This window comes from Enterobacter sp. E12, assembly GCF_014596715.2.
GTDB lineage: Bacteria > Pseudomonadota > Gammaproteobacteria > Enterobacterales > Enterobacteriaceae > Enterobacter > Enterobacter bugandensis.
The window spans coordinates 25,748-51,217 of sequence record NZ_CP115602.1; the positions used below are offsets into that span (position 1 = coordinate 25,748).

A 25,470-nucleotide genomic window follows, 5' to 3' on the forward strand; every position below is an offset into this window, starting at 1 on the left:
AATCAGAGAAGCACAGATACCGCCAGAGGCGGTTTTAAGCGTTTCAAATTATTGCGCATAAAGCTCTACTCAACTCCAGCCCTTTCCAGTAAGAGCCGGTAGAACTGTTCTTCATCGATGTGTCGTAACGTTGGCTGTTCTTTAGAAAGCTCGGCTTCCAGCCGGGTCGTAATGATCGGCATTGAGCGGCCACTATTCAGGTATTGAAGCCATTTAGCTTTAGCGGCTGCATGCAACTTGACGGGTTGCTTGGCATCAATTGCCTCCTGCAAGCTGGAGACGGCCTTCTCTTTCTCTTTGATTAACTCAGGGCTGGTGATCTGCCATTTAATCCGCTTCAGAAGTTTTTTGAGTGAATGGCGCTTTTCAATACTCAGGTCAAGGCGATCCAGGCGAAGCAGGTGACGCTCATTGCGCTGTTTTAATGTCTCACTCAGACCATTTTTACGCGTCCAGGCCTGAAAACGAGTAAGCATTTTCTTCAGGTGTTCAAGCGTAATGCCTTTGCTTGTGAAAAAATCTACAGTTAAAAAGATACGTAGTGCCTTGTACTGCCTGCTATCTTTGTCGAATTCTCTGACAACAATTGCATGGCCCATTTCTTCCGTAACGCGTAAAGCGTGATAAGCAACATCACAGGCAGTTCTGCCGTTCTCATATCGATGCAACACGCCCATCTGACGTGCAATTTCTTCAAACGGCACGCAGATCTCGAAAGGATATTCACTGCTGGGGTTGTAATCACAGTTGGCCGCCAGAGAAAAATGTAGGGCCGTAAGCGCTTCCCTGCTCTCAGATCTCACACCCAAGCGACGTGGCTTAGGTTTAAAGTTGGGATCAAATTGACGAGAGAACGGTGTATAGCCCTTTTGTCTGAGGGCAATAAGTGCCGGATTGCGGTTCCAATCATGGTTGCAGATGCATGCGAAAAGCTGCGCACCAATACCTTTTGGCTGCTTTTTGATTTCGAAAGTTGGAGTGTATCTGCGATGAATTTTAGATAGCCCCTTTCGTAACGTGTTGAATTCCCCACGCCTAGAAGGTCTATACCGGATCGCTTCTGGTATCAACTCATGATACAAGTTTGTATCAGGTTGATTTTCATTAACTTTCATTCAAACTGCCCACAATCCACTTGTGAATTGAAAGCAGCGCCAGGGCTTTATTTTAGCCAATAGTTTGCTATACTAACCATGAAGCCATTGAGTAGTCTCGTCGCCAAACTAGCTACTTTTATGGTGTTGAGTGGTTCATATAGCGGTTGGTGTCTGGCACTGCCGCCTTCTTTAAAGCCCCGGTTATCGCAAGATGCCGGGGTTTTTACTATACTGTTTTTGTCACCTTAACTTCATCTTTCAGCAAATTGTCGTAACCCGGAAAACGAGCATCAAGAAAACGGATCACTGAACCTTTAGTGCTGAAGTCTCGTACTTTGCGCTTTTCTTTTTGGGTATGCGTAGTGACCAGCTGCGCAGTGTCACCGCAGCGCGTCATAAAATGCAGATGGTAGGGACGCGTAGAACCGTTGTCGAATGCGATCTGAATGCCGGAAAGAAAGTTCTCTTTCGCCAGCTTCACTGCCGTATCCAGTTTCCAGTTATACATAGAGCCTCCTCTTACACTTTTACAACTCTTTTCAGCATACTATATTAACTACTAATAGGGTAGCAGCTGGATTAAAAAATGGTAAGATTTGGATCTAAATCCGGGGGTTGAAGATCATGAGCGGTAAACGAGAAGGTGTAAAAGGCTACAAGCAAATCCATCTGAAAAAGTTCAGCAAGACGATTTCGCACAACCTGCGCTTGCTGGCGCTCTCTCGCGACCTGCCTCAGTACGAGCTGCATGACAAGATCATCACTGACTTCATTGAAGACGCCGAAATGATCCAGCGGCCACCGGTGATAGATCAAAGCGCCGAAAACGTAAGCAGCACGGATACACAGGAACTTACCGCAGCATTATCTGCCAGACTCGTTATTCAGCAACCGCCGTTGGTTGATCAGTGTGGTTACAACGTTTTCATTGGACCGGAAGCCCAGGAACGTGCCGCAGCTCTGTCGGCTAAACTCAAGATACCTGAATCTGAAATTTTTTACTCAGCTTTATTCGCGTTTGCCGACCGGTATAAGTTGAGTCAGCCACTGGATAAGGTCGGTTAGAATCAGGCTTGTCCTATTGCAGTAATTGTACTGACATTCTACAAGTCACCACAACAACTATAAATGGGTTAGAAACATGTCGCATCCTAATGACTGGACTTTTAAACGCTTCAAGATTGAAGATGATCTCATGCAGACGATAGACAATCTGGCTGAGACTCGTGGGGAACAAAAAGCGGATATTATCGCTGAAACAGTTGAGTGGCTGGTTAAAAACCGTACCGAAGGGACAGTTTCTCCACGGTATTTTTCCAGCCCTGACAATGCCCCCTACAAGGGTGTATGGCTGAAGCCGGATACAATACGCACTATCGAAATGCTCTCCAATGCGGATAATCAAAACCCAAACAGGGTCATCTATACAGCGATTTGTCGCTTCATCGATAAAGACAAAAGTTAAATCCTTTACCTCCCCTTCCCCCCTTAAGTTACCGCAAACCGGCGACATGCCAGGAAATTCTTTCCTGGCATGGTGTCGGTTGGACAAGCCGAAGGCGCGTCAGTCTCAGTTTCAAATACAATCAGGCATACAGTTTGTACCCTTGTCCACTACTTTGATTTGCAAAGCCTGACTTAATCAAACCTCGATTACGACTCCCAATAATTAATTTAAGACACTGATACATAAGCAAGTATTTCGTCTGGTAAATCGATTTTTTTATGATATTAATTTTTATCATGCAATATGTTGATTGATTCCAGATAACGTTTATAATCGCCGTATGATACAAATTCATATCACAGCACGGATAACAGGCGATGAAACTTAATCGAATTACAGCGTCACTGATCACCGTGATGACCTCGCAAATGCTGGCACAGCCAGCATTTGCTGATCGGATTATTCAGCGACCTTCTGGCGCTTTTTACATCGTCAGCGATCAGGAGGCCTCACAAGTATTTGACCGTAACAACTTCGGCTTTTTTGCTTTGCCACCTTCCGTCAATTACCCAACGTATAAAAGCTCAGGTAAGGGAGCCTCAAAAAAACGAGCAACGAGAACCAAGTCTGTTAAACCGGCTGTGCAATGCCATCCGGTTGAATGTCCAGTTGTGCCAGTGAAACCTGTCACGACAGTCGAATCCGCAGAATCAATCTTCCTACGTCTGGAGAATAAGAAATAATGAATTTTAAAAAAGCTGTAGTTGCCATCGCGATCGTGCTGGGTATGACCTCTCAAATTGCGCATGCGCAAAACGCGTCAGATAAACCGGTTGCCGATTCTTCCAGCATGAAAGCTGCACAAGACCAGCTGGCAGCATCCTTTAACGGCATGAGCATTACAGGTTTTGGCGAGTCGCCTGTTAAGGGTATTTATGAAGTCAAAACCGGCAGCAATATTCTTTATTTCCATCCTGGCGAAGATGGCAAGAAAGGCGTTCTAATTTTCGGGGAAATGTATGATTCATCCGGTGTGAATCTGACCGAACAAAGCAAAATGAATGGCCTGACCGATACTCTGAAAGGCCTGCCTCTTGACTCAGCAATTACGATTGGCCCGAAAGATGCGCCTGTATATTACGAGTTCACTGACCCTGACTGCCCGTATTGCCATGCTTATGACGAGTGGATCAAAACCTACTCCAAAGATCACCCTGTTCAACGTAAGTTGATTTTCATGGTAAACCCAGGTCATCCCCTGGCGCGTGCCAAAATTGAGCACGTAATTTGTTCCGAAGATAAAGATGCGGCGGTTCGATATGTTTATTCATCCGAACTACCGCACAACCCTGACGGTGCAGATGCCATGCAAATGGCTAAGCAAAAAGCTCTGAAAACTTGTAAGGAGGCAGATGCAGTAATAGAGCAACACGCAAAAATACTTCAGGCAGTAGGTGTTAATGGAACACCATCGTTCCTGTTTAATGTCGATACCAAACCTAATTTGATTGTCGGTTTTAACCAGCAAAAAATTGCTGCGGCTATTACCGAACTCGAAAAGCCAGCCGTAACAAAGCTGGAAAAACCTTCCGCTAAACCTGCTAAATAACCGGAGTTTACCTATGCAAACTATTTGCAAAAACAACTTTTCCGCTCTTTCTATTAATTTTAATAAATCGCCATCATTCGTAGACTCTCATATGCAGAAACTGCGTAAGGCGATGGAGTCACGCCAGGCAAAATTAATTACAGCCTTCTTTATGGCGCTGGCGTTACTTGCCGTTAGCCAGGGGGTGTTTGCATTTACAACCCCTTCCACCGGTTCATTTGGTTATAACGTTTATGACATCGCAATTAACAAAATTGCGAGCGGCCCTATCGGGTTCGTGGGTGGTGCATGGCTGATTGCAATGGGTTCCACAAAAATGAATGAGGGATGGACCCGCGCCTTGCCATTCATCCTGGCGGGTTCCTGCCTGATCAAACTCGATGAGATCACCCAGTCTCTCGGTGCGACAATTTTCTAAAGGAAATTAACGATGGAATACGGATTTAATGAAGGCCGATTTTTCCGCTACCCCCATCAACCTATTCAGATATTTTGGTTTGATAGGGATGAATGGATGATACTCATCGCTTGTTATCTTGCAAGTATGCAGTTGGGTGGTTTTACCTGGGCGGTATTATTTCCCGTATCCATCGTTATTATCAAAATTAAGCGTACTAAAGGCCGGGGGTTCTTCCGTCATACACTCTATAAACTCGGTTTAGTCGAAATATATGGCTACCCAAATTCATCGGCGAAGAAGCTGGAGGAATAAAAGATGTTCAAAAAGCCGAATAAACTCCCGGCAAAAAAGGTTGTCACTGAGGCACTAAATGACCATCAAAAACAAAAGTCGGAAACGAAATTCTTTCGCGCTGCGCTTATCGCAGCAGTCGTTTTAAACGGTTTAACTTATCAGAAGGTAGATAAGTTAGAAAAAAATCAGACTACGATTATTGTACCTTACGGCGCGAAGTCCAGTGACCTGTTAATTACAGGGGAGAGCGCATCTGCCGAGTACATGCGGATGTTGTTGCGACTTGTCATCGCTGATTACGGTTCTATATCGAAAGCCACAATTGACAGTAAATTCTCTTCCTTGCTTGGCCTGGTATATCCAGACCGCAATGAAGCGGTCCGCGTGAAACTTAATGAACGCTCAAAGTATTTTAAGCAGTTTAATACGGTTTCTCAGCTCATGGAATTGCTGCCTGAACAGGCAATCACCATTACAGAGAATCCAGAGGATATCAAATACACCACTGCCGCGAAGAAAAAGTATCGTATTCAGTTCAGTGTTGAAACGCGAAAAATTATTGGCGAGGAAGCAAAACCAGCAGAAACCCAAAAAATGTATATTGACTACACGGTTTCAGAAGGTCGTTTCTGGATTCTTGACATTCAAGGTTAAAATATGAAAAAAGCATTTTTAGTTTTCCTGACAGTAATGTCAGCACAGACCATTGCTGCCGATAAGAAAACATTCCCTCAAAATACTCAGCGTGTTTTACCTGAAGTTTCTACCCAGGTTGTTCTGTCTAACCGCGATGTTAACCGTCTGGTCTGTGAATCTGGCGAGGCAACTAAGCCTGTATACAGTAAAGAAAAGCCTGTTGAAGTCGGTGTTGGTTCTGACCGCCGCTCATTTTGGGTTAAGTTTAAGTATTTATCACAAGACGGTGTAAACCATTATTACTCTGAGCCGACAGAACTCTACTTAACGTGTGGTACTTCTACCTTTGAATTAATCGCACTGCCTAAGTATGAAAACCCTCATAAGGTTTTACTTGGTTCTGATACTAAAGATCGTATTAAAGATAATCAGGCCTTATTTGGGTCCTTGCCGCTGGAAGAAGCTGCTATTGCGCTAACAACCAAAATAATTTCAGATGGCTCTGGCGGTAAAGGTTTACCTGAAAGTTTTGAAGTTGTTCCAGATCGCGGAAGCTGGATGCAGAATATATATGACAGCCGTGGCCGTCATATACCAATTGAAATTCGCAAAGAGCGGGATGTTCTTGTTGATGGCACAGGTTTACGCGGGTCGCAGTATACCATTCGCGCATTAAACAACGTCACTCTGACTGAAACAATGTTCCTTAATTCAAACTTTGGAACAAATATTTTTGCCATTACTGCTGAAAGTCTTTCCCTCAGCAGAGGCCAGCTTTCGTCACTTGTCATAGTTCACAGGGAGACAATGTAATGGTTGATAATAAATTCCCGCTTATCGAAAAAGCGCGTGCCTGGTTCCATCGCCAGCCTTCTGCTCAGCAAAAGAATATTAAAAAGTACGGCACTATTGGTACTTTCGTCATCATTGCCCTGGGTATTTATTACCTGACGGGTCAGGATAAAAAGAAACCTGTCGAACCGCCTAAACAGACCGATGTTGCTGAGGCTAAAACCAGCTCTTACGTCCAGGACGATATTGTTTCCACACTCGGTGGTCAGATCAAAGACCTCAAATCAGGCATTGATACGCAGGTTAAAGACGCGGTGGCCGATGCTATGGCAAAAGGCCAGTTTAGTCTCACCCCTCCTCCTGCTGCTGCTGTTAATACAAACACTCCAGCGGGAAGTTCACAAACTGCTCTGAGTGAAAACGCTCAATCACCGGCTTCCGGTAATGCAGCCGATGGTACTGGCATGCTGAGCTATCCCACACCTGCCGCTTACACTGATCCATCCTCACAGGGGGGTAAGCAGGATTCAGGAAATGGAGAAGAACCGTCTGTTGTATGGGTCGGCGGTATATCTGACGGTAACGGCGATATTGGTATGGCAGCTCCGCAGGAGGATAACTCTGCAAAAAAGAACGAGATCCAGTTGCCGGTTGGATTTATGAAAGCAAAGCTCCTGGTTGGCGTTAACGCCCTTACAGGTCAGTATGGCTCTGATAATCCCCAGACATTGATGTTCAGGGTTCAGGCTCCGGCACAGCTACCTAACTTCATCAAAATGAACCTTCGCGGGTGCTTCGTGATTGCCAATGCGTCAGGCAATCTCAGCTCTGAACGTATCATTGTGCTTCCTGTCTCTATGCACTGTATGACAATGGACGGCGGTTACATCGTCGAAGGTGATGTTACCGGGTTTGTTTCTGATCGCGACGGTAAACGTGATATGTCTGCGCGTGTTGTCTCTCGTGCGGGCCGTCTTCTCGCCGGTACGGTGCTGGCAAAATCTGTTGAGGCATTTGCTAACGTCATTGGCAACCAGAGCATTCAGCAGAACGTCTCCCCGCTTGGAAGTATTAACACCATCAAGCCTGATGAAGCCTCTAAAAATGCAGCTGCAACCGGCGTGGCCGGAGGTTTTACTGAGGTATCAAAATACCTGTTAAACCTCGCTCAGCAAACCTCTCCAGCTCTTGAAACCGGCCCAGGCAAAGATGTGACTCTTTTTGTTCAGAAAACCGCTTCACTCGAAATCAAACAAGTAAGGATCAAATAATGAAACTCGCCAAAATCTCTCTGTTGCTGTTGGGTTCCTCGATTCTTTCAGGCTGCTCTCTTCTGCCTTACCACAATGATTTCGCATGTAAGCTCGAAGATGGTTACGGTAAGTGCATTTCGTCAGATGATGCTTATACAGAGGCAACAACCGGCGTGGATATGGGGCATGCAATAACTGAAGATGGCGTTGCTGATGACCCAAAGGGATCTGCCGCTAAAACAGCGGCCACGAATCAGGCTGCGGCAACAAAAGCAGATCCGTCATACCAGCTATATCGTGACCGTGTTTACAAACAAATGGCTCAGCTGGTTGAAGCTCCGCAGACACCGGTTGTTCGTCAGCCTACAGTGGTTCGAACGCTCATCCTTTCCTACTCACCAGGTCTGGATGACCAGACGGCCTACATGCCGCGTTACGTCTTCACCATGCTGAATGGACCGAAATTCGTCCTGACTGATTACAAGCTTTCTACAGATGATTCAGCGCCATCATTCCTGATGGGGGGGAAAGGCTAAATGCTTAACACTCTGAAAACGCTTGCTGAGCGCCACCTGTTCCTGCGCAATGAAGTCACAAAATCCGATATTCTGAACATGGCAGTTCGCGATCAGCCTAGCGAATATTTACCCTATCTCGCATTCAAGAAACGCCTGCCCGGAGAGGATGTTGATACCAACGTCTTCCTGAATTTTGACAATACACTTGGCTGGATTTGGGAACTCAAACCACTGGCATTTATGGGAAATGACAAGCTCGATAAGCTGCATGGTATCGTGCGCTCTCAATTCCCGAAAGGTACTGTATGCCAGTGGATTTTATATCCCGACCATAATCTGAACAGCCATATTGAAGAATACTGCAATATTCGCAACGAGAACGATCCCGTTACAGCTATGAACATGGCGCAGATGGATAAATTTCTGCGTGAAGGTGCTGACGGTGTCGCTAAATTGTTCAACATCCCGCTACGTAATTTCCGCCTGTTCTTCACTATCAAACATGAGCAGCGGATCTCTGAAGAACTTCTGGTAGCAATCCATGAATCTTTCGGCATTGCGGGGATGGAACCCCGCCGCTGGGAAGCCTCTGACCTGATTAAATGGGCTGGTGAGTTCTTAAGCGGAGAACCTAATAACGGATTGTATGACCCGGAACGGCAGCTGCGTAAGCAGATGAATGCCACAAATATCGACCTCAGCGATCCAGGCTCTGTAATTTATGCCGGACACCGCTACGGTGTATGTCTGTATCCCAATGTTGTCCCACAGGGCAAAAATAACCCACTCAATACTAATGAACTGTTTGGCGGTTACATGGGTGTTGAGGACGACATGCGACAAATCAAATCGCCTTTCCTCTATACCCTGACAATCGTGTATGACGACCTGCGCAAGAATATAACCGATAAGGCAACACAAACGATGTTCCAGCGCGTTGGCGCGGGACTGGCGCACTCGTTACGTCAACGTATGGACGAATATCACATCATGCAAAGCATGATGGCCAAAGACAGCAAATTCCATTACATGATCCCGCAGCTTTGGGTGTTTGGTAAAACGGAAAAGGAAGCGTTTGAGGCCGCAGCGCAGGCTAAAAACTTATGGGAGGGCTTTGACTTCCAGATAATGTATGAGCAGTCGATTAAGAACGTCATGTTCTATACTGCCCTGCCCTTCGGCTTTTATAACATTGAAGGCAATATTGACAATATCGACCGCCATTTCTATCTCGATAATGAAAATATTGCACGATTCCTGCCAGTTCAGACGGATTTTCGTGGTGGTGGCCGTCCGGTGCAGTCCCTGATTGGCCGTAAGGGTCAGCTAATCTCACTCGACATGTATGATAAGCGAGCGAACGCTCACAACTTCGTTGTGATCGCAGAAACGGGCGGGGGTAAATCGTTCTTCCTGAACAGCATGATCGATGATTACGCCAGTATTGGTGCCAAAACGCGAATCATGGATTTGGGTAAAAGCTATGAAAAACTGACGCGCATACGCAAAGGCCGCTACATAGATTTCAACCTCGAAAATCCCATCTGCATCAACCCCCTCGATTTTGTAGCCAATGATGATGAAGACCTGGCCCAGAATATTTCAGCGGCACAGATAGTCTTTAGTTCTGCCGCATACGCGTTCACCGGCCAATATGTGAATGAACTGGAAGCCAACCTGATAGATCAGGCCTGTCGCCATGCTTACAGTTCAGGTGATGGTATCAGGGGAACGGATGCCGTCACTGATTTCCTGACATCCGGCAAATTTCTGGAGTCGGAATACAGCGATAAGCACAAAAAAAGTATTGAAGAGATTCAAGGTGTCGCATTCCAGCTCGCCTATCTACTGAAAGCTTTTAAATCTGATCGCGCCTTTGGCAAGTTCTTCTGCGGTCCAACGACCTTCAACATCAAAGATGATGATTTCGTCTGTACTGACCTGGAGAAGCTGCGCTCTGTTAAGCAGTTATTCTTCCCAATGGTCATGAACCTCATGAACGCGATTACGATGGATTTGTACCTCTCCGACCGCTCGCGTCCGAGCATTATCCTGGTCGAGGAAGTCGCCTCGATGTTGCAGAAAACCGGCATGGTATCGATGGATGGTCTGACTCAGATGATAAACGAAGGCTATCGTCGCGCTCGTAAATACCGCGGCGCGATGGGGATCGTCCTTCAGTCACCGCTGGATTATGAAGTGCTTCCAGGTCTAGGCCCGGTTGTTAAGGCTAACGCCCAATGGCGTTACTATCTGGAATCACGCATGTACGACGAAGCGGTTAAAAAAGGCCTTCTTCCTAACATCACGGAAGGCTTCCCGCTTAAGCTACTGAGCAGTGTTCGTAATGCCCGACCACGATACGGTGAAGTTTTTATCGACTGTCCGTTGGGTATGGGAGTGGCTCGTCTTTGTGTGGATCAGTGGCGCTATTGGGTTAACACGTCAGACGGTGCAGATGTTGCTGCATTCGACCGGCTTATGGCTGAGGGCAAAGAACCTGTTGAGGCTCTTAAAATACTCTCCGGGGTGAACCCGGATGTAATGAGGGCCGGTTGATGAAGAATGTGAATCTTCTGGCTTTGGGAGCATTTATGCTCCCTGTTTCATTTGCGCATGCGCAAATTCAGGCAACCCCGGATACAGCCAAAATTACTGCAAGTAAAGATATCGCAGGTTCAATTTCATCAACAGTCAAAGGGAAAACCAGTAACGCCTCGCGTTTAAATGAATCCCAGATCCGTCCGGTTTCTGGTGAAAACAATATGAAAACGTATGACGGCAAAACTGCATTTGACGGTAAAGCCGTTTGCAAAGGCTCATCAGAGTTCATGCGCATGCTTGTTCAGCCCACAACGAACGGTAATCTAAAACTGCTGAATATCATGCAGGATACCGATATGAACGGCTCCCTGGACATCACAACGTCACCAGGGTGGGATATTTCCGTGGTTTGCAGTAACGGCTTTCAGACGTGCTCCGATGCGAATAATGCTGCTACATGCACATCATGGGCCTGGGTTGCTGATCCCAAAAGCTATCAACTTGGCCGCAAAAATGTGGCTATGACGGATCTGGGTGGTTGTTACTGCATAAATAACAGCTGTGGCAGTAATCTCGCCTGGAATAACCTGGGCCAAATTCTTAACGATCTGGGTGGCGGCGCGTCACAGGCTCTGTCACGGGCAAACCCCTGGTTCACATTGAGCCAGATTAAGGTTGACGGCGTATCGGCATCTTTTGTTGGCGGTGACACAGCTTCATGTTCGATTGGTGATTCAGAAGGTTTCTTTGGTACTGCTGATGGTAAAAAAATCCTTAATTACAAGGATAATTATAACGCCATGAAAACGGATGCTGAATCCAATAAAAATACAAGCAGTGCTTATAAGTCTATAACCACTGGTTCATTAAATCCTAATGAGCAATATGATTTAAAATCCTGCTCAGTCACAAGAAATGTTCCTCTCGACGAAGTTAAGCTGAATGAAATAATTGCTTTTGATGGCGGTGAAGGAACTGTTCAACAATGCGGTACAGACTGCCTGCAACTGGTTATGGGTAAGATCGGAAATAACTATTGGGATGGCTACTGCAAATACTATGAAGTTGAAAGTAAATTCTTCGTTAAAAAACCGGACCGTATTAAAAGCGCCACATTGGTTGAAGTTCAGTACGATGACTGGATGCAAATGTGGGTCAGCGATAAAGTTGTCTGGAATGGCCCACATGGTAACTGGACTGATATGGGGCCTGTACCGGGTGCATGCCAGCAAAATACCAGCTGGAAACAAAACCCAAACCTCGATTTCAAACAGTATTTAAATAAAGAAGGACCGGTTACATTCAAGCTCCGCGTTGAGGTCTATGACGGTGGTGAAGGATACGCGCGAGTGAATCTGAAAGCTGACCTGTCCTGTAAAGAAGGTAAAGATTATATCTCAAATACATGTACTGCCTACGAACAGGACAAAGAATGTCAGCTTGTAGAGGAGGCGGTTGATGGTGTTAAGACATTCACAGGAGGCATTAATACCGGTTTGATTCCTCTGGCGCAAACACAGGTTTTACAGGGTAATTTCTGTTCTGTGCCGGTGAAGCGTGACTGGTTCAAGAAGAACCGCACCTATCGTTGCAACAAAAAAACCAGTTTTAATTTTGATAACATCATCGAACGAAAAGCCTATATTGACAAGACGGTAACACCTGGCGACTACAAAGACAAAATGTTCAATAACGGCAAGGTATCTTACGGTGCAGGTGAATTATTCTGGCCTGACATGCCGAAAGTGGGGGATTGTATAAATATGTGCAAAACCCGTAAGCCGAAACAAACTCCAGACATGGCTGTATCCGGGCAGGTTGATAAAAACAATAAATCGGGCGTGATCAAGTATGACAATTTCTATTATGAGTGTGATGCAACGAACAAATGCCCTGCGGAACCTGGCGAGGAAGTTATCAAAGCTTGCCAGTGTCTTAATGAGTTCGCAGAAGCTTCAGCGATCATGCAGGTTATTCGTCAGGCTGGTCAGGACATGATCTGTAGTTCCGGCAATCCCAAGAAGCCAGATGGTTCAAGCAAATAAGGATAAATAATGGAAATGCTGAGGAAGTTCATTAGTTCCATTCTAATCTTGTGCCAGCTCGTTATGTTGATTGGTATTTTGCCAGCAAAAGCGGCAAATCCTATTGCAACAAATTTCGTATGCGGCCAGGATTTAAATAATAATGGTTATCTGGGCGACGAAGGCGAATATCAGGCCTGTCAGACTGCCACGATAAATCATTCCACGGCGGCGAATTCGTATTGCTTGCCGGGATACACAATGCAGGCTAACGGGGCCTGCATGAAATATGAATACGCCCCCCTGGGTAGCCAGTGTCCAAATGGCTATTTCATCCAGAATGGCCGCTGCGTGAAAGAAAGTCTGTTACAGGCCCAGGGCTACTGCCCAAGCGGATATGTAATGGTGGGTAATGGTTGTCAGTCCTATTCTTACACTGCACCGACGCAAACCTGTCCCGCAGGCTCCTTCATTCAGAATGGCCGCTGCATCACACAGCAGCAGCTACAGCCGACACTCAGCTGCCCTAACGTTGGCGGCAACCAATGGGACTACGATGGGGCCGGGAAATGCGTGATGCCGGGCGCCATAATGGAAGATACGAACCAGGGCCGATGCTTTAACGTACCAGCCGGTTATCAAATTGCAGAATGCCGGATCATCATGCAGGGGCCAGCCAGATTTTGGAAAACTGTCGTATACGCGCAATACCTCTGCTCTGCCGGTTCTATGGTCAACGGCTCATGTGTCGTTAACGCAGATGCCGGGGCTGTGCAGCTGACCTGTCCATCCGGGACTGTGCTCGAAGGTGGTCAGTGCAAGCGCACCAACACCACAAACCTGAATTATCTGTGCAGCACGGGTACGCTGGTCAATGGCAACCAGTGTAAAGTCGTGTCCGATGCCGGACCTGTGCAGGCCGTTTGTCAGTCAGGCTACGTTATACAAAACGGTCAGTGTGTAAAATCCACGTCATCATCCACTCAGTATTCCTGCTCACAGGGAACGCTCAGTGGCACTAACTGTGTCTGGAACACGTCGGAGAACTACTGCCCTATCGGTGTAAATCAGTCCTGCCTGAATAATAACGGTGGCGCGTCATGCTCCCCTAATAAATGCATTGATATCGGCGTTAACAAGCCGGTGGATGAAGGTAACATAGACGGTTCAATGCTGGTCAATGACGGTAAGAAGTCTGACGATGGCGTATGTATGGATCAGCTGTTTATCTTCAGTGGCCGTGCGCAGGATTGCAAGCTCGCTGGGGTAGATACGGCCTTTAAGAACTGCTGCAAAAGCGAAGGGAAAGTATTCACTGACTCCGTAGGCGCATTGGGTAATATATCCACGGCGGCCAGTACCATATCCAAAGTGTACGGCGCTGCGCAGGAGGCCTATACCTACTATACCGTCGCGATGCAGGCGACCGGTGATGCAGCTGTCGCATCGTCTATGGCAGCCCAGGGCTTTGGTGATGCCATGCTGGTTGCCTTTGACCCGACAAGTCTGGCAATCTCCGTTGCCATTTACTTCGCTATGCAATACCTCATGAAAGCCTGCGATCAGACGTCGATGGAAACCGCTATGCAGGCCGGTTCCGGTTACTGTCATGAAGTCGGGACATACTGCAAAAAGAAAATCCCTCTGCTGGGATGTGTCCAGAAGGCAACCTCATACTGCTGTTTTAACTCCAAGCTGGCGAGAATTATTCATGAACAGGGCAGACCGCAGCTGAAGAACTTCAGTGGCTGGGGCGATTCGGGTTCACCGCAGTGCAGGGGCTTCACTCCAGACGAGTTTGCCGCCATCAACTTTGCGGAGATTGACCTCAGCGAATACGTTGAAGATATGGTGAAAAAAGCAACCGATGAAATCCAGAAGGATGTTAATCAAATCACCCAGGATTTTTACGAAAAAACAAATTAATAATAAATCAATGCTCTCACGGATGAGAGCAATAAAAATAATCTTATCAATAAGATATGAGATCCTACAGAATCAATTTAAACTAATTAAAAAATCAGCATGCCATCTAATTGATTATAGTTTATGATACAAATACGTATCATGAACGAAGATCTATTATGCAAAAAATAATGACGCTGCTGATTAGTGCCACTCTGTCCTTTGCCGCCAGTGCAGCCACTGTCGGCAATACTATAGGCCAGATCTATGACATTGCCGAACCCGATGCCCTCAGTGAAATTGAGAGTCGCGTCCGTAATGTTGACTGGTCTAAGGAAATGAATAAAAACCGCGAATCGTGGCATGCGTTTCGCGGCGTTCCTTTGCCTGTCGCCAAAGAAACAAGAACCCGCACCTACGTTCCCTTTTATACCTCGCTCATCGATGTTCCCGATAAAGAGGGCCGTATCCTGTATCCGAAAGGGTATACGTTTAATCCATTGCAGCATGTTCATCTGCCCCAGCGCATTGTTGTGATATCCCCAGGCCAGGAGGAATGGCTGAAATCGCACGTCCAGGATACCGATATGGTGTTGTATACCCACGGCGATGTCATAACCAAAGGGGAGTCGCTGGGTCGCCCGGCATTTATACTTGATCCCACGCTGCAACAGCGCCTTGATGTGAAAGTCACTCCCAGTATTGTTCAGCAGGAAGGCGCACACCTGGTAATTAACGAATTTGCCTGGAATCCCGAAAAGAAAACATCCACAGCGCTTCTGAAATCGATGTCGAATGACATGCTCAGTGCTACTTCTGATGTGCTTAGCACTGCCTTCAACGCATTAATTCCCGCAGCTCGCGCGGAGTGCAAAACTTCCTTCCTGAACCCGGTGACGGATATCGGCTGGTCCTGTATTTTTCCGATGCGTATAGCCGGTGTGCAAATCGTAGGCGGCGAAGAAAATGCCAGCCACAGCGACAGTCCTGTTTGTGTCTGCAAAGGGGGCGCAGTACCAACTATCGGCCTGAAAACCTCGTTTTGGGAGCCGAAACGTATCATTGATACAGTTTCTGATCCCTACTGCATGATGCCTCTCGGTACGACACTGACTACGCCAAAGCCAGGTACTCTGGCCGGGGGGCTAAATGAAAACAGCACCTCTAAAAGAGCATTCCAGCAAGCCCATTATTATATCTTCCCGGCGTGGAAGATCCTCAACATGTTCTACGACATTCCCTGCCTCGATGATGAAGGGTATGACGTGGCGATGATGACTGAGATCCTTCCTCAGTGGAACAATGACATTTTAAGTCTGATCATTAACCCGGAAGCCCTTCTTTTTGCCAATCCTATTTCCACGATCACCTGTTCCGCAGACGCAGCAGCGGCTTCGTTTGGGATGCCGCTTAATGCCCTTTTCTGGTGTATGGGTTCATGGGGAAATGCCTATCCTCTCTCAGGCTCCATTACCTCCACAGACTACGTAGAGGCTAACGCCGGTATCGCAGCCCGAACGATTTATATGATGGGTCGCCTCGGCCTGCTCTGGAATACATCAGACGATGGATGCTACCGGGAACTGGCCCCTATCTGGCGCAAAGATCGCTTCAAATTGCAGATGATGCGCCCTGCTCGCAGTACAACATGCCTCCCTATTGGCCGTGAGGGCTTGCTCTGGACCGGCGGGAAACATGACCCACGAAAAGACAACTTCATGTGGATGATGTTCGAGAAAAAAGACTGCTGCGTCCGTTATTCGGGTTCAGTGATGTAAGCGCATTTGCGCATGCACAAATTTAAGGAAAACAAATGCGAAGCCTAATTCTGAACAAAAACATTTCCGTATCAGCAATTTTCTTTTTTTTACTGTGTTTTAAAGGGGGAGATATGGCTGCGTGGGTAACAGATAAGACAAACCTTATTACCTGGCTGGAAGCAAATAAGCTGAACAATACCTTCAGCGGGGCGGATTTTTCAGTGCTTCCAGCCATAGCGGTCATCACCGGTATGTATGCGGTTAGTCACCTGATCATATTTGTCATTGAAATAGCATATGCAACATACGCTGCATTTTCTTCAGTCCCTGAAACGACCGAACTTGCCGGAAGCAAAATTCCCCAAACCGCAGCTCAGGCACCAGAACATAAAAAGCAGGATGACTCACCTGCGCAGTCCGAACGCCATGATAACCCGGAGAAACTCTGATGAAGAACAGCACCATTTTTCTCCTGGCCTCCCTTGCAACGTTCGGTGTGTGTGCAACCGGTAGTGAACCCCTGTCAGTAAAAATATCACCAGAAATGATGGCCGCAGCCCGGAATGCGAATGCACAGGCTGTACAGACACTCAATGACGATGAACAGGGAGTGGCGCGTCAGTTTGCGTCGTCAATTGCCGAATTTTCAAAGAGTGATGCCTTCAAGAAAAAGCAGGAGGCGGTGAAGTCGCAGGTATTTGCCTCTGCTGGTATGCAGGCTGATGAGAAGAAAGAAGACGGGCCAAAACTCGCCGGTAATCAGCTCGTCATGTTTGTTTCCAGCAGTATGCCGCTTGTCACTCTGCGTAAGTATGCGCACGACCTCTCCAAAGTAGGAGGGGTGATGGTCATGCGAGGCACAGTAGGCGGGATCAGTAAAATGGTCGATACCATTACGCTGACCCGTAATGTACTTAACGCAGATCCCTCCTGCGAAGGGGCAAAATGCAAGATGTGGGGTACGGAAATGCTCATCGACCCCATGCTGTTCCGCATTTACGGCATCAATAAAGTACCAGCTCTTATCTACCAGCCTGACATGCAGATTCAGAGTTACTGCGATGGTCTGGAAAAGGTCAATAAGGCATCAGCTGTCGTGTATGGTGATGCATCCGTTCGCGCACTGCTGGAGCGAATGAACATGATTTCGCCGGATGAAAAGGTTAAGCGCCTGATCACAACACTGGAGAAAGCATGATGATTCTGAAGCGTCTGGCAACGCGCATGCAGCTATCCGATGAATCGCGCGCATATCTCAACACCACCACAATAGCCCTCTCCCTGGTGCTCGCATACAGTCTGTTTACCCATATTCTGATCCCGGCCACGCACAGCGTATTTCCGTACGTGCTTTTTCGTACCGGTCATAAGGCCACAGAGCAGGACCAGTATGTGCGCTTCTATCTGAAAGACCGTTATTTGCCCCGTGGCGAAGCGAACCTGGTGAAGCGTTTGGGCTGTATAGCCGGTCAGTACCTTCAGCGCGAAGGCAACCAGTTTTACTGTGACGGTGTAGAAATTGCGCGAGCGATGGCCCATGACCACAAAGGGAATGCCCTTCCGGTATTCAACTTCACCGGCATTATCCCCGAAGGAAAAGCCTTTGCCGTGGGGGACACCATTAACAGCTATGACAGCCGCTATTGGGGTTTTATTGATATCGCGACGACAGAAAAACTCATTCCCGTTTTTTAAGTCATTTGCGCATGCGCAAATTGCTCTTTCATTGAGGCATATATGTTCAAAGAAATGATACTGGTCGGTGCAACATTGTTTTCATTTCCGGTATTGGCTACCAGTGATGCTGCTGCACCTGTTAAAAATCCCAGACACGGTTTATTCTGGTATGAGACTCCCAAAAAAGAGGAAGAAAAGAAAGCTGAAAATAAATATCCACGCCCTGTAATTCCTTCAGCCGATGAACTATTTAAGATGCATCCAAAGGATGTTCAGGATTTACTGGATAAAACCAGGGATTACGCACTGTTTAAATTATCTCCTGACGTTGTTCTTGATTACTACAAGGTTCAGGATGCTGCACGCAGAAAGTCAGCTGCATTTACCAGCCTGACGGGTTATGTGATGCTGGAAAACCCCCAACTGAATGCAGCTTCAGATTATCCGATCACGAATCCAGGCAACGCTGAGAAACAGCGCGAACGTCAGGAGCTTAAAAGTAAAAGTCTGATTAAAAATCGTGATGAATATGCACTGCTTTTCTTTAGCGAGCCTAATTGTGGTTTCTGCGTACAGCAATCACGTATCCTGGAAAACTTTCAGCGTGAAACCAGCTGGTATATCAAAGAAATTGATATTACTCGCCAGCCTGCGGCCAGGAAAAAATTCAACGTTGATCGTGCCCCCGTTACCATTTTGATCAAACGCAACTCCGATACGGACAAGTGGATGCCTGTCTCTGTCGGCGTCGATTCGTTAGATAACCTCAGAACCAGTATTTACAACATGACTCGCGTACTCAACGGCGAACTTGACCCGCGCCAGTTCTTTACCAATGAGAAACAGCAGGGCGGATTCTTTGATCCATTAAAAGGAGCCAATAAATGAAACCATTGCTTCAGTTTACGTTTCTTATCTTTTGCCTTATCAGTCATGCACACGCTGAAACGCCTTCACCGCAGGCTCAGGCACAAGCTGAAAATGCGATGGTGACAGATTTATTGTTCAAAAACAGGAAGAATTTTGCCCTTCTTTATTTTGTGCAACCAGGCTGTGTTTATTGCCAGCATCAGCTTCCCGTCATGGAGGAATTTCAGAAGGAAACAAACTGGTATGTGAAAACCATCGACATCATTCAGAACCCGGAGGTGCGTTCGAAATTCAATATCAATGGCACTCCGGTGATTGTCCTGATTAAGAAGAATGCTGGCGCAAATAACTGGCAAGCCGTCTCTATCGGATACTCTCCTTTAAATACCTTACGTGAAGATGTTTTTAAACTGGTTCGCCTGTTTAACGGCCAGGCCCCTCAAAGTAAATATTTCGTTCGTACCCAGCGAAACGAATCAACCCCCATTCGTTAACAGGGAAGCATTATTATGAAACTCACAAATTTATTACTTCTCGCAGTCAGCGTGTTATCTCCCCTCCATTCTTTCGCCGCCGGTAACTGGGCTGATAAATGGTTTGATAACGCTGTCTATGACTCACCCAGCAGTTTCGATAGTCAAAAACGAGGCTATTACACGATGGGGGGATTCACGGCGCGAACCACTACCAGTACCGATTACCCTATCACCATTTCCCCCCCTCGCCTGTCGGTAGGATGTGGGGGTATTGACGGATTCCTGGGGGGCTTTTCCTTCCTCGATCCTGATTTTTTGGTAGAGAAAGCACAGCGAGCTATGCAGGCCGCTCCGTATGTCGCCTTTGATATGGCCCTCAAAACCATGTGTAAGGAATGCGCAGACACGCTCGGTAAAATTGAGCAAATAACCAACTTCCTGAACGGTATTCAGCTGAACGAGTGTGCGATGGCCAAGCCTATTGCTACCGCGATGGTTGAGCGAGATCCCTCAGCGCTGAGTGGACTCTGGACTGAAATTACCGGCACGAAGAATTTAGAGGAGGCAACGGATCGTATGTGGTCTGACACCACTTCAAAGATTAAAGCCGCCGATGACAAACCAATTGCAGACCTGAAATCGATGATTTCAGGATGCCCGGCTGACTTCCGGGATCTGATGCAGCATGGGTCAATCGTAGAACGTGCAGCCAAGAAAGTGGGGATGGGCGACTATGCCGATACCATTCGCGGGTACATGGGCGATGTGTGGATCGAGTCTAAAACCAACGACAAAATCCCGGTCGCTAAGTCCATCACCAGCTGCCCTCAGAATAAGAAGTTTTCCCTGGATGATATGCTTAACGGGCGTTCCTACGTTAAAACCATCGACCAGCAATGTGTTCCTTCCGGCTCAAGACCTGTCCGTACCGTTGTGTATCAGAAGATGGAGAACATCGTTTCCCGTATCAAAAATAATCAGCCGCTGACCTCAGAAAACCAGGCGTTCATTAACCAGACTAATATTCCAGTTTACAAGATTCTCCAAATGGCTGTCGTTACAGGCCAGGATACTGTGACGCTAAACGTATTGAGCGAACTGGTAGGCCTTTACTATACGTACTTCATCTTTACCGACCTGTACCGTAATACGGAAAATACCTTTGATAAAGTCAATGAAATGGTATCCACACCACTCTCCGATCCGTCTGCCGGTTCCAAGCCCTGTCGTATGGATTTGTTTAAGCCTGCTATCGCCAAATTCGATGACCTGATCACGCAGGCGCGTGATGCCAGTACAAAAGTTGAAGCAGCCTATAACAGCCGCCTACAGTCCTATACGCTGAACCAGGGCTTCATCAAGTCGTTTGAAACACAGGAGCGCCAGTATCAAAGCGATCGTGCCGCAGGAGGCTTACGCTGATGAAAAGACACCTTTTCTTGCTCGCCGGATTGATGGCCGTAAGCCCGTTCGCGCTGGCGATGGATGCTGAATACGTGGTCATGGGTGGCTTCTCAACCATTGTGAATGCATTTACGCGCGTCAAACTCATTTTCAATGACAACCAGTACGCCTCGATGGTCACAGCGTTTGTGGTTATGGGGATGCTTTCCGCCCTGCTGCTGAAATCGGCAAAGGGTGGTTATGAATACCTTGAAACCGGTAAAGCGCAAATGGGCATGGGATGGCTTGGCCTTACCATGCTGGGGACTATCGTTTATTTCGGCCTGGTACAACCAAAAGGCACTATCCATATTTACGATCAGAGCCGCAACCAGTATCAGGCTGTAAGCGGCATACCCGATTTTCTCATTTTAACTGCTGGCGTTACCAATCAGGCATACCAGGCTTTTGTTGATATGAGTAACCGTAATACGGCCACCACGACGCGATTCACCGGGGAGGGAACCCCTATCAAGATGCTTCTAGGTATCCTTAACCGCAACGGTGCTCAGTTTGATCCCTATCTTACCGCCAACGTTAAAGCAATGTGGAACCAGTGCTCTCCTGTGGCTGAAACACGCGGCTTTGATCCCCGGTCACTCAAGTCAGGTTCTTCAGTCCTGGATGTGGTATCAGCGCTTGCCCCCCTGCGAAATCAGGCTGTCTATACCATCTGGGTAAGTCCATCAAATCCCCAGGGGGCAACAGTCACCTGCGATCAGGCCTATGTCTCTCTTAAAAGCGATTTAGGGAACCCCGCTGCCTACGGAGCGCGCATTGCTGATATCTGCACGAAGAACGGGTATACCTCTGGTAACGCCACACAGCTAGCAGAATGCAAGAGTCGCATGGAAGATGGTCTACAGACCATTTTTGGCGCAAGTGGGCTTTCGCTCAATACAGCCATGAGTAATGTCCTCGTCTCACAGGCCATCACAGACGCGATGCTTCAGAACAATCCTGACGTGGCAACCACAATGCTGACAAACCGCGCCATGATCAACGGTGGCATGGCTGACGCTATCACAAATCCAGAATGGCTAAGCTTCATCATGGCCGGTGTGATAGCAATTATCCTTTCTGTGACCCCACTTCTGTTACTGCTTGTATTCACACCTTTAATGGGGAAAGCACTGACACTGCTGTTTGGTTTATGGATCTTTATTACCAGCTGGCAGATTGCGGATGCCCTGCTCCTTCAGGCCGGAACCGATGAAATTCTTACGGCCATGAATGACCTCAAATCGATGGGGCTTGGCATCGACGCGGTACAAATGGGACCTTCTTCCACCATGAAAGCCATGTCGGTAATGGCATCTGCCCGTGAGACGGCCCTTCAAATCGCGATGCTGATAGCCGGGTTGTTCGGCGTTAGCGCATATGGACTCAGTGCATTTGGTCAGAAAGCCATGAGCAGGCTTGATCGCGTCACCGAAGAAACCAGCGATAAAGCCTTTACCCCAGAAGGCAAAGGTGCGCAGATTGATGCCATGAATCGCGGCCATGCAACCCTGCAAACCGCTGCGGATATCGGCAACATCGAGCTAATGAGTAGCGCCACGTCCTTTAACCAAAGCTCAGCTATTGAAAGTGGCCTCACGCAAATCTCTGCGCTGGGCGGTACGCCTGGCGTAGCGGCACAGCGTTCCGGTGCGGTAGAAGGTGGCCGGGCCTCCGGCACAACGCGGGGTTACGAAAATGGAAATACCGGGGGAGGTTTCCTCGCAGCTTCAGAAACTTCAATGGTTCAGGCTCAATCCAGCATTGGTGAAGCTCAGGGTATACAGCATGCGGCCAGCGCGTCGAACATGTCTGTTACAGAGCAGTCTGAACTCAGTAGCGGCGTGAGTCACACGATGCAAACCGCTGATGCACAATCCAACCTGAAAAATGGCGGAGGCCAGCTCTCCACCCTGTCTGACCAGCAAGGCAAGCTGCATTCCACCGAGCGTGAGACTCAGCTGGGTCACGCCGCCGGTACTCGTCAGGCGGCCAGTGCAACAGGCAAATCCGTCACCGACTTCACGCAGGAGAAAACAGCGACAAGTGCGATTAATGAACATGCAAGCGGCCAGGGCCAGCTACAGGCTTCTGGAGGTACTTTAGGAGGGCTTCATTCACGCTCCCAATATACTGCGGCCGCAGAAAGTGACGAACGCCAGGGTCGTGCTGACGCGCTCCATAATGCATATGATGCTGAAGGCGGGATCGCCAGTGGGGTCAGTGAATCCCAGACAGAACATCTCACCCAGAACCTTCACGATATGCGTGAACAGAAAGCCAATATTCAGGAGATCAGCAAAGCCACGGGAGCAACAGAAAGCCAGTCACGCGAAATTCTCTCTGCTGCCCGTTCTGCTGAACAGATGGGTACGCTGGAGGGGAACAACTTCAGTCCGAAACAGATGCAGGAGAATTCTGCCTGGTCAACTTCCAAAGGTGCAAATATTATCCAGGGTGAGAAAGCCGCTTTCGCAGAGCGCGACGTGGCGATGCCGGAATACGCCAGACGACACGGCGAAACCGAAATGCATCAGGCGATCTCTGGTCAGGACAAGTTCGACACGCTTAGCGATGCACTTAAAGGTGATAAACCAGCCGCCGATGCGCTGGCAGGAGCCAACACCACCCTTGCGATTAACCAGAACGATGCCAGAAATCTTGAGGATAGCGGCCTGATCAACCAGACGCAGGCAGACGCTGTTCCAGATAACGGTGTAGGGACAGTCCATATGTCTATGCGCGATACGCCTGACGGCAAGAACGCATCTACATCAACGGTTAAAACGGGTAGCAGCACAGTCAGCGATGACAGCTTTACCACTAATTCTGAACAGACCTTTGGGTCCGCACCATCTGCACAACAGAATCTCCAGCATGCACCGGCGATTGAACGCTTTGTTGCTTCAGCTGAACGCACCAATGCAGGGTCTTCCTCTCGTCTGTTAGGTGCGGAGATAGCGAAAAGTCTCTCGCCATTTATCTCGCAGTCCGGGGATGGCCGTACTCAACAGGCTATCGACGGTGGGGCGAGCGTTGGCAAATCCGGGTTCTTACGTGAGGTGGGTAAAGCCGTTGGCGTGGATCTCAGCGCCGGGGTCAATATGAGTAATATTAATGGCCGCTCTACGACAACGGATCAGATAGCCGCAGCTGCCGGACATAAGATCCAGCAGTTCCGTGACAGCGCCACAGAGCAAGCCGATGCAGCTCATCTGAGCGGGAGAGACAGAGAGGAGTTTATTAATCAGAACGTTGCCCTTCAGTCGGAAGCGTTTTACAGGCCATTACTTAAAGCCGCCCAGGAAACGGCTGAAGCTCAATCTACAGGCTCGATAGTCAGTGATATCTCAACGCCTCAAACTACACAGCCAACGCCTGAAAAGAGCGAGAGTGGCTTCACACGCGGCGGTATCAGCAGCCCGCTAGAATATGCCGCGCGTAAGCAGGCGGAGACTGAATCAGCGCAGCCACAACACGCGGGGTATGTGCCACAGCATCAGGAGCAGCAGCAACCGGCGGCATCAGAACGGGCTAATCCGTCCGGTAAAACCCTGGTCGAACAATCTCCCGTTACTGAGGCGCAGCAATCCGGGACTCTCCCCTCAGCTCGCCAGGACGCTGTAATTTCCGAAACTACAGCGCCAGCACTACCCACGCCAGGCGCAGAGCCATCACCCGCAGCGCAGCAGGTAATGGTTAATGAAAGTGCGCAATACCAGGGGCCGCAGCCATCACCGCTTCCTTCTCAGCCAGCACTGTCAGGCAGCAGTCGAAATGGACCAGTCCAGGCAGCAGAGCCGAATGAAGCAGCAGACGAAAGCACACATTCAAGCAGTGCTCATCCTCCGGTGGCCTCCGGCAACAGTGATTCCGGTATCCCACTTCAGACCAGGACAGGGGGAAATAATAAAAATATTCCGCGTTAACTGACCATAACTGCCAGGGACGGCATTGACTATGTAACAGTTAAGTGATATACGAAGTGTAGGGATATTTTATGATCGGTGAATTAAAATCTGAAAGACAAAACATTGTGTACGGGAGGTCGCAATGAAAAACTGGACCAAAAACTTTATTGATGACATGAAGCATATCTGGCGGGAATTCAGGCGGGATATTGCTGAAACTAATGCTAAAAAAAGCCACAGTGATGATGATGTGGCTGGCGTTAGCCATTCCGTTGACTGGAATAATGTACCTGATTTAGATCCGCGAAAACCGGTTAACAATCTCGATAACTTTTACTCACGACAGTTAAGGGGTACGGATAATCCAGGTACGCGATATCAGCACAGGAACTAAAAGTTTTGCGCATGCGCAAAATGCAGCTGAGTCTGCATTTTTTTTGACTAAATATGATACATTTTTATATCATGGTGAGATATGTTAACACGCAGATTAATTCCGTTCTTATTACTGCTGCCGCTGACCTCTCAGGCTATTTCAATGCCTGCAAGCGACATGCAAGAATCTGAAAAAATAAAGTATATGCAGAAAATGAGCGGTACAGACCATTCACGGCTTGCCGCCTTCGTGCAGGCAGACCAGTCATTTACGCAGTGGTGCGGTCGTTCAGCCACCGTATCAGATTTAAAGCGTATTTCGCGTCAAGACGGATTCACCATGCTCTATGAGCGTCTTAGCAGCGGCCAGGCCCAGGGAATGACGCAAACCAAAACTCTTTTAGTAAAAGATAATCCTAAATTCTGTAAGGGGTAAAAA

The 25,470-nt window shown here is 47.9% G+C and carries 25 protein-coding genes; 23 read left to right on the forward strand and 2 right to left on the reverse strand.

The features are described 5' to 3' along the window. Positions 1-65: 65 nt before the first annotated feature. Both IB212_RS23350 and IB212_RS23355 read right to left on the reverse strand, forming a co-directional pair. Entirely contained in the window at positions 66-1,115 is a 1,050-nt protein-coding gene (locus tag IB212_RS23350; protein ID WP_223239764.1) for a hypothetical protein, read from the reverse strand. 208 nt (positions 1,116-1,323) lie between these two features. Then, positions 1,324-1,605, reverse strand: a complete 282-nt coding sequence (locus IB212_RS23355; RefSeq protein WP_013087326.1) for a hypothetical protein — start codon at positions 1,603-1,605, stop codon at positions 1,324-1,326. Positions 1,606-1,721: 116 nt separating this feature from the next. On the opposite strand from IB212_RS23355, the gene IB212_RS23360 reads away from it, so the two are divergent. The 23 genes from IB212_RS23360 to IB212_RS23470 all read left to right on the forward strand — a co-directional run bounded on the left by IB212_RS23360 (position 1,722) and on the right by IB212_RS23470 (position 25,467). Next, a complete protein-coding gene (locus tag IB212_RS23360) occupies positions 1,722-2,162 on the forward strand; it encodes a hypothetical protein (protein WP_079971975.1) in 441 nt (146 codons plus the stop codon). Positions 2,163-2,238: 76 nt separating this feature from the next. Continuing rightward, positions 2,239-2,562, forward strand: coding sequence for a hypothetical protein (locus tag IB212_RS23365; protein ID WP_079971974.1), 324 nt, complete (start codon positions 2,239-2,241; stop codon positions 2,560-2,562). Between the two features lie 359 nt (positions 2,563-2,921). Continuing rightward, positions 2,922-3,287: a hypothetical protein gene (locus tag IB212_RS23370; protein ID WP_079971973.1), complete on the forward strand. Its 366-nt coding sequence runs from the start codon at positions 2,922-2,924 to the stop codon at positions 3,285-3,287. After that, positions 3,287-4,153, forward strand: coding sequence for a DsbC family protein (locus tag IB212_RS23375; protein ID WP_079971972.1), 867 nt, complete (start codon positions 3,287-3,289; stop codon positions 4,151-4,153). Before IB212_RS23370 ends, IB212_RS23375 begins: the two co-directional genes overlap by 1 nt. Before the next feature lie 13 nt (positions 4,154-4,166). Further along, positions 4,167-4,571 (forward strand): conjugative transfer protein TraE, encoded by a 405-nt coding sequence (locus tag IB212_RS23380; RefSeq protein WP_079971971.1) that lies wholly within the window; start codon positions 4,167-4,169, stop codon positions 4,569-4,571. A 12-nt stretch (positions 4,572-4,583) separates the two neighbouring features. Next, positions 4,584-4,865 (forward strand): type IV conjugative transfer system protein TraL, encoded by a 282-nt coding sequence (locus IB212_RS23385; RefSeq protein ID WP_079971970.1) that lies wholly within the window; start codon positions 4,584-4,586, stop codon positions 4,863-4,865. A gap of 3 nt (positions 4,866-4,868) precedes the next feature. Next, complete coding sequence (locus IB212_RS23390) at positions 4,869-5,501, forward strand: TraE/TraK family type IV conjugative transfer system protein (RefSeq protein WP_079971969.1); 633 nt, start codon at positions 4,869-4,871, stop codon at positions 5,499-5,501. A gap of 3 nt (positions 5,502-5,504) precedes the next feature. After that, entirely contained in the window at positions 5,505-6,296 is a 792-nt protein-coding gene (locus IB212_RS23395) for a type-F conjugative transfer system secretin TraK (RefSeq protein ID WP_188246182.1), read from the forward strand. After that, complete coding sequence (locus tag IB212_RS23400; protein ID WP_188246181.1) at positions 6,296-7,546, forward strand: TraB/VirB10 family protein; 1,251 nt, start codon at positions 6,296-6,298, stop codon at positions 7,544-7,546. Before IB212_RS23395 ends, IB212_RS23400 begins: the two co-directional genes overlap by 1 nt. Then, a complete protein-coding gene (locus tag IB212_RS23405; protein ID WP_079971966.1) occupies positions 7,546-8,064 on the forward strand; it encodes a TraV family lipoprotein in 519 nt (172 codons plus the stop codon). The genes IB212_RS23400 and IB212_RS23405 overlap by 1 nt, the downstream gene beginning before the upstream one ends. Further along, positions 8,065-10,605 (forward strand): TraC family protein, encoded by a 2,541-nt coding sequence (locus tag IB212_RS23410; RefSeq protein WP_079971965.1) that lies wholly within the window; start codon positions 8,065-8,067, stop codon positions 10,603-10,605. It begins immediately after the preceding gene. Next, a complete protein-coding gene (locus IB212_RS23415) occupies positions 10,605-12,635 on the forward strand; it encodes a hypothetical protein (protein ID WP_063840920.1) in 2,031 nt (676 codons plus the stop codon). The genes IB212_RS23410 and IB212_RS23415 overlap by 1 nt, the downstream gene beginning before the upstream one ends. 9 nt (positions 12,636-12,644) lie before the next feature. Beyond that, positions 12,645-14,540 carry a conjugal transfer protein TraN gene (gene traN / locus IB212_RS23420; RefSeq protein ID WP_188246180.1) on the forward strand — a complete coding sequence of 632 codons (1,896 nt, stop codon included), beginning with the start codon at positions 12,645-12,647 and terminating at the stop codon, positions 14,538-14,540. Between the two features lie 170 nt (positions 14,541-14,710). Continuing rightward, a complete protein-coding gene (locus IB212_RS23425) occupies positions 14,711-16,297 on the forward strand; it encodes a TraU family protein (protein WP_223239763.1) in 1,587 nt (528 codons plus the stop codon). A 35-nt stretch (positions 16,298-16,332) separates the two neighbouring features. Then, positions 16,333-16,728, forward strand: coding sequence for a hypothetical protein (locus IB212_RS23430; RefSeq protein ID WP_188246178.1), 396 nt, complete (start codon positions 16,333-16,335; stop codon positions 16,726-16,728). Continuing rightward, positions 16,728-17,477, forward strand: coding sequence for a type-F conjugative transfer system pilin assembly protein TrbC (locus tag IB212_RS23435; protein ID WP_079971961.1), 750 nt, complete (start codon positions 16,728-16,730; stop codon positions 17,475-17,477). The genes IB212_RS23430 and IB212_RS23435 overlap by 1 nt, the downstream gene beginning before the upstream one ends. Next, positions 17,474-17,974, forward strand: a complete 501-nt coding sequence (locus IB212_RS23440) for a S26 family signal peptidase (RefSeq protein WP_188246177.1) — start codon at positions 17,474-17,476, stop codon at positions 17,972-17,974. Before IB212_RS23435 ends, IB212_RS23440 begins: the two co-directional genes overlap by 4 nt. A gap of 42 nt (positions 17,975-18,016) precedes the next feature. Further along, complete coding sequence (gene traF, locus IB212_RS23445; protein WP_063840915.1) at positions 18,017-18,844, forward strand: conjugal transfer protein TraF; 828 nt, start codon at positions 18,017-18,019, stop codon at positions 18,842-18,844. After that, entirely contained in the window at positions 18,841-19,320 is a 480-nt protein-coding gene (traF, locus tag IB212_RS23450; RefSeq protein ID WP_188246176.1) for a conjugal transfer protein TraF, read from the forward strand. The genes traF (IB212_RS23445) and traF (IB212_RS23450) overlap by 4 nt, the downstream gene beginning before the upstream one ends. Positions 19,321-19,335: 15 nt before the next feature. After that, positions 19,336-20,724 (forward strand): conjugal transfer protein TraH, encoded by a 1,389-nt coding sequence (locus IB212_RS23455; RefSeq protein ID WP_188246175.1) that lies wholly within the window; start codon positions 19,336-19,338, stop codon positions 20,722-20,724. Next, on the forward strand, positions 20,724-24,674 hold the full coding sequence (locus tag IB212_RS23460; protein ID WP_188246174.1) for a conjugal transfer protein TraG N-terminal domain-containing protein: 3,951 nt from the start codon (positions 20,724-20,726) through the stop codon (positions 24,672-24,674). Before IB212_RS23455 ends, IB212_RS23460 begins: the two co-directional genes overlap by 1 nt. 124 nt (positions 24,675-24,798) lie before the next feature. Beyond that, on the forward strand, positions 24,799-25,050 hold the full coding sequence (locus IB212_RS23465) for a hypothetical protein (protein WP_108376678.1): 252 nt from the start codon (positions 24,799-24,801) through the stop codon (positions 25,048-25,050). An 81-nt stretch (positions 25,051-25,131) separates the two neighbouring features. Beyond that, positions 25,132-25,467 carry a hypothetical protein gene (locus tag IB212_RS23470; protein WP_108376677.1) on the forward strand — a complete coding sequence of 112 codons (336 nt, stop codon included), beginning with the start codon at positions 25,132-25,134 and terminating at the stop codon, positions 25,465-25,467. Positions 25,468-25,470: the final 3 nt, after the last annotated feature.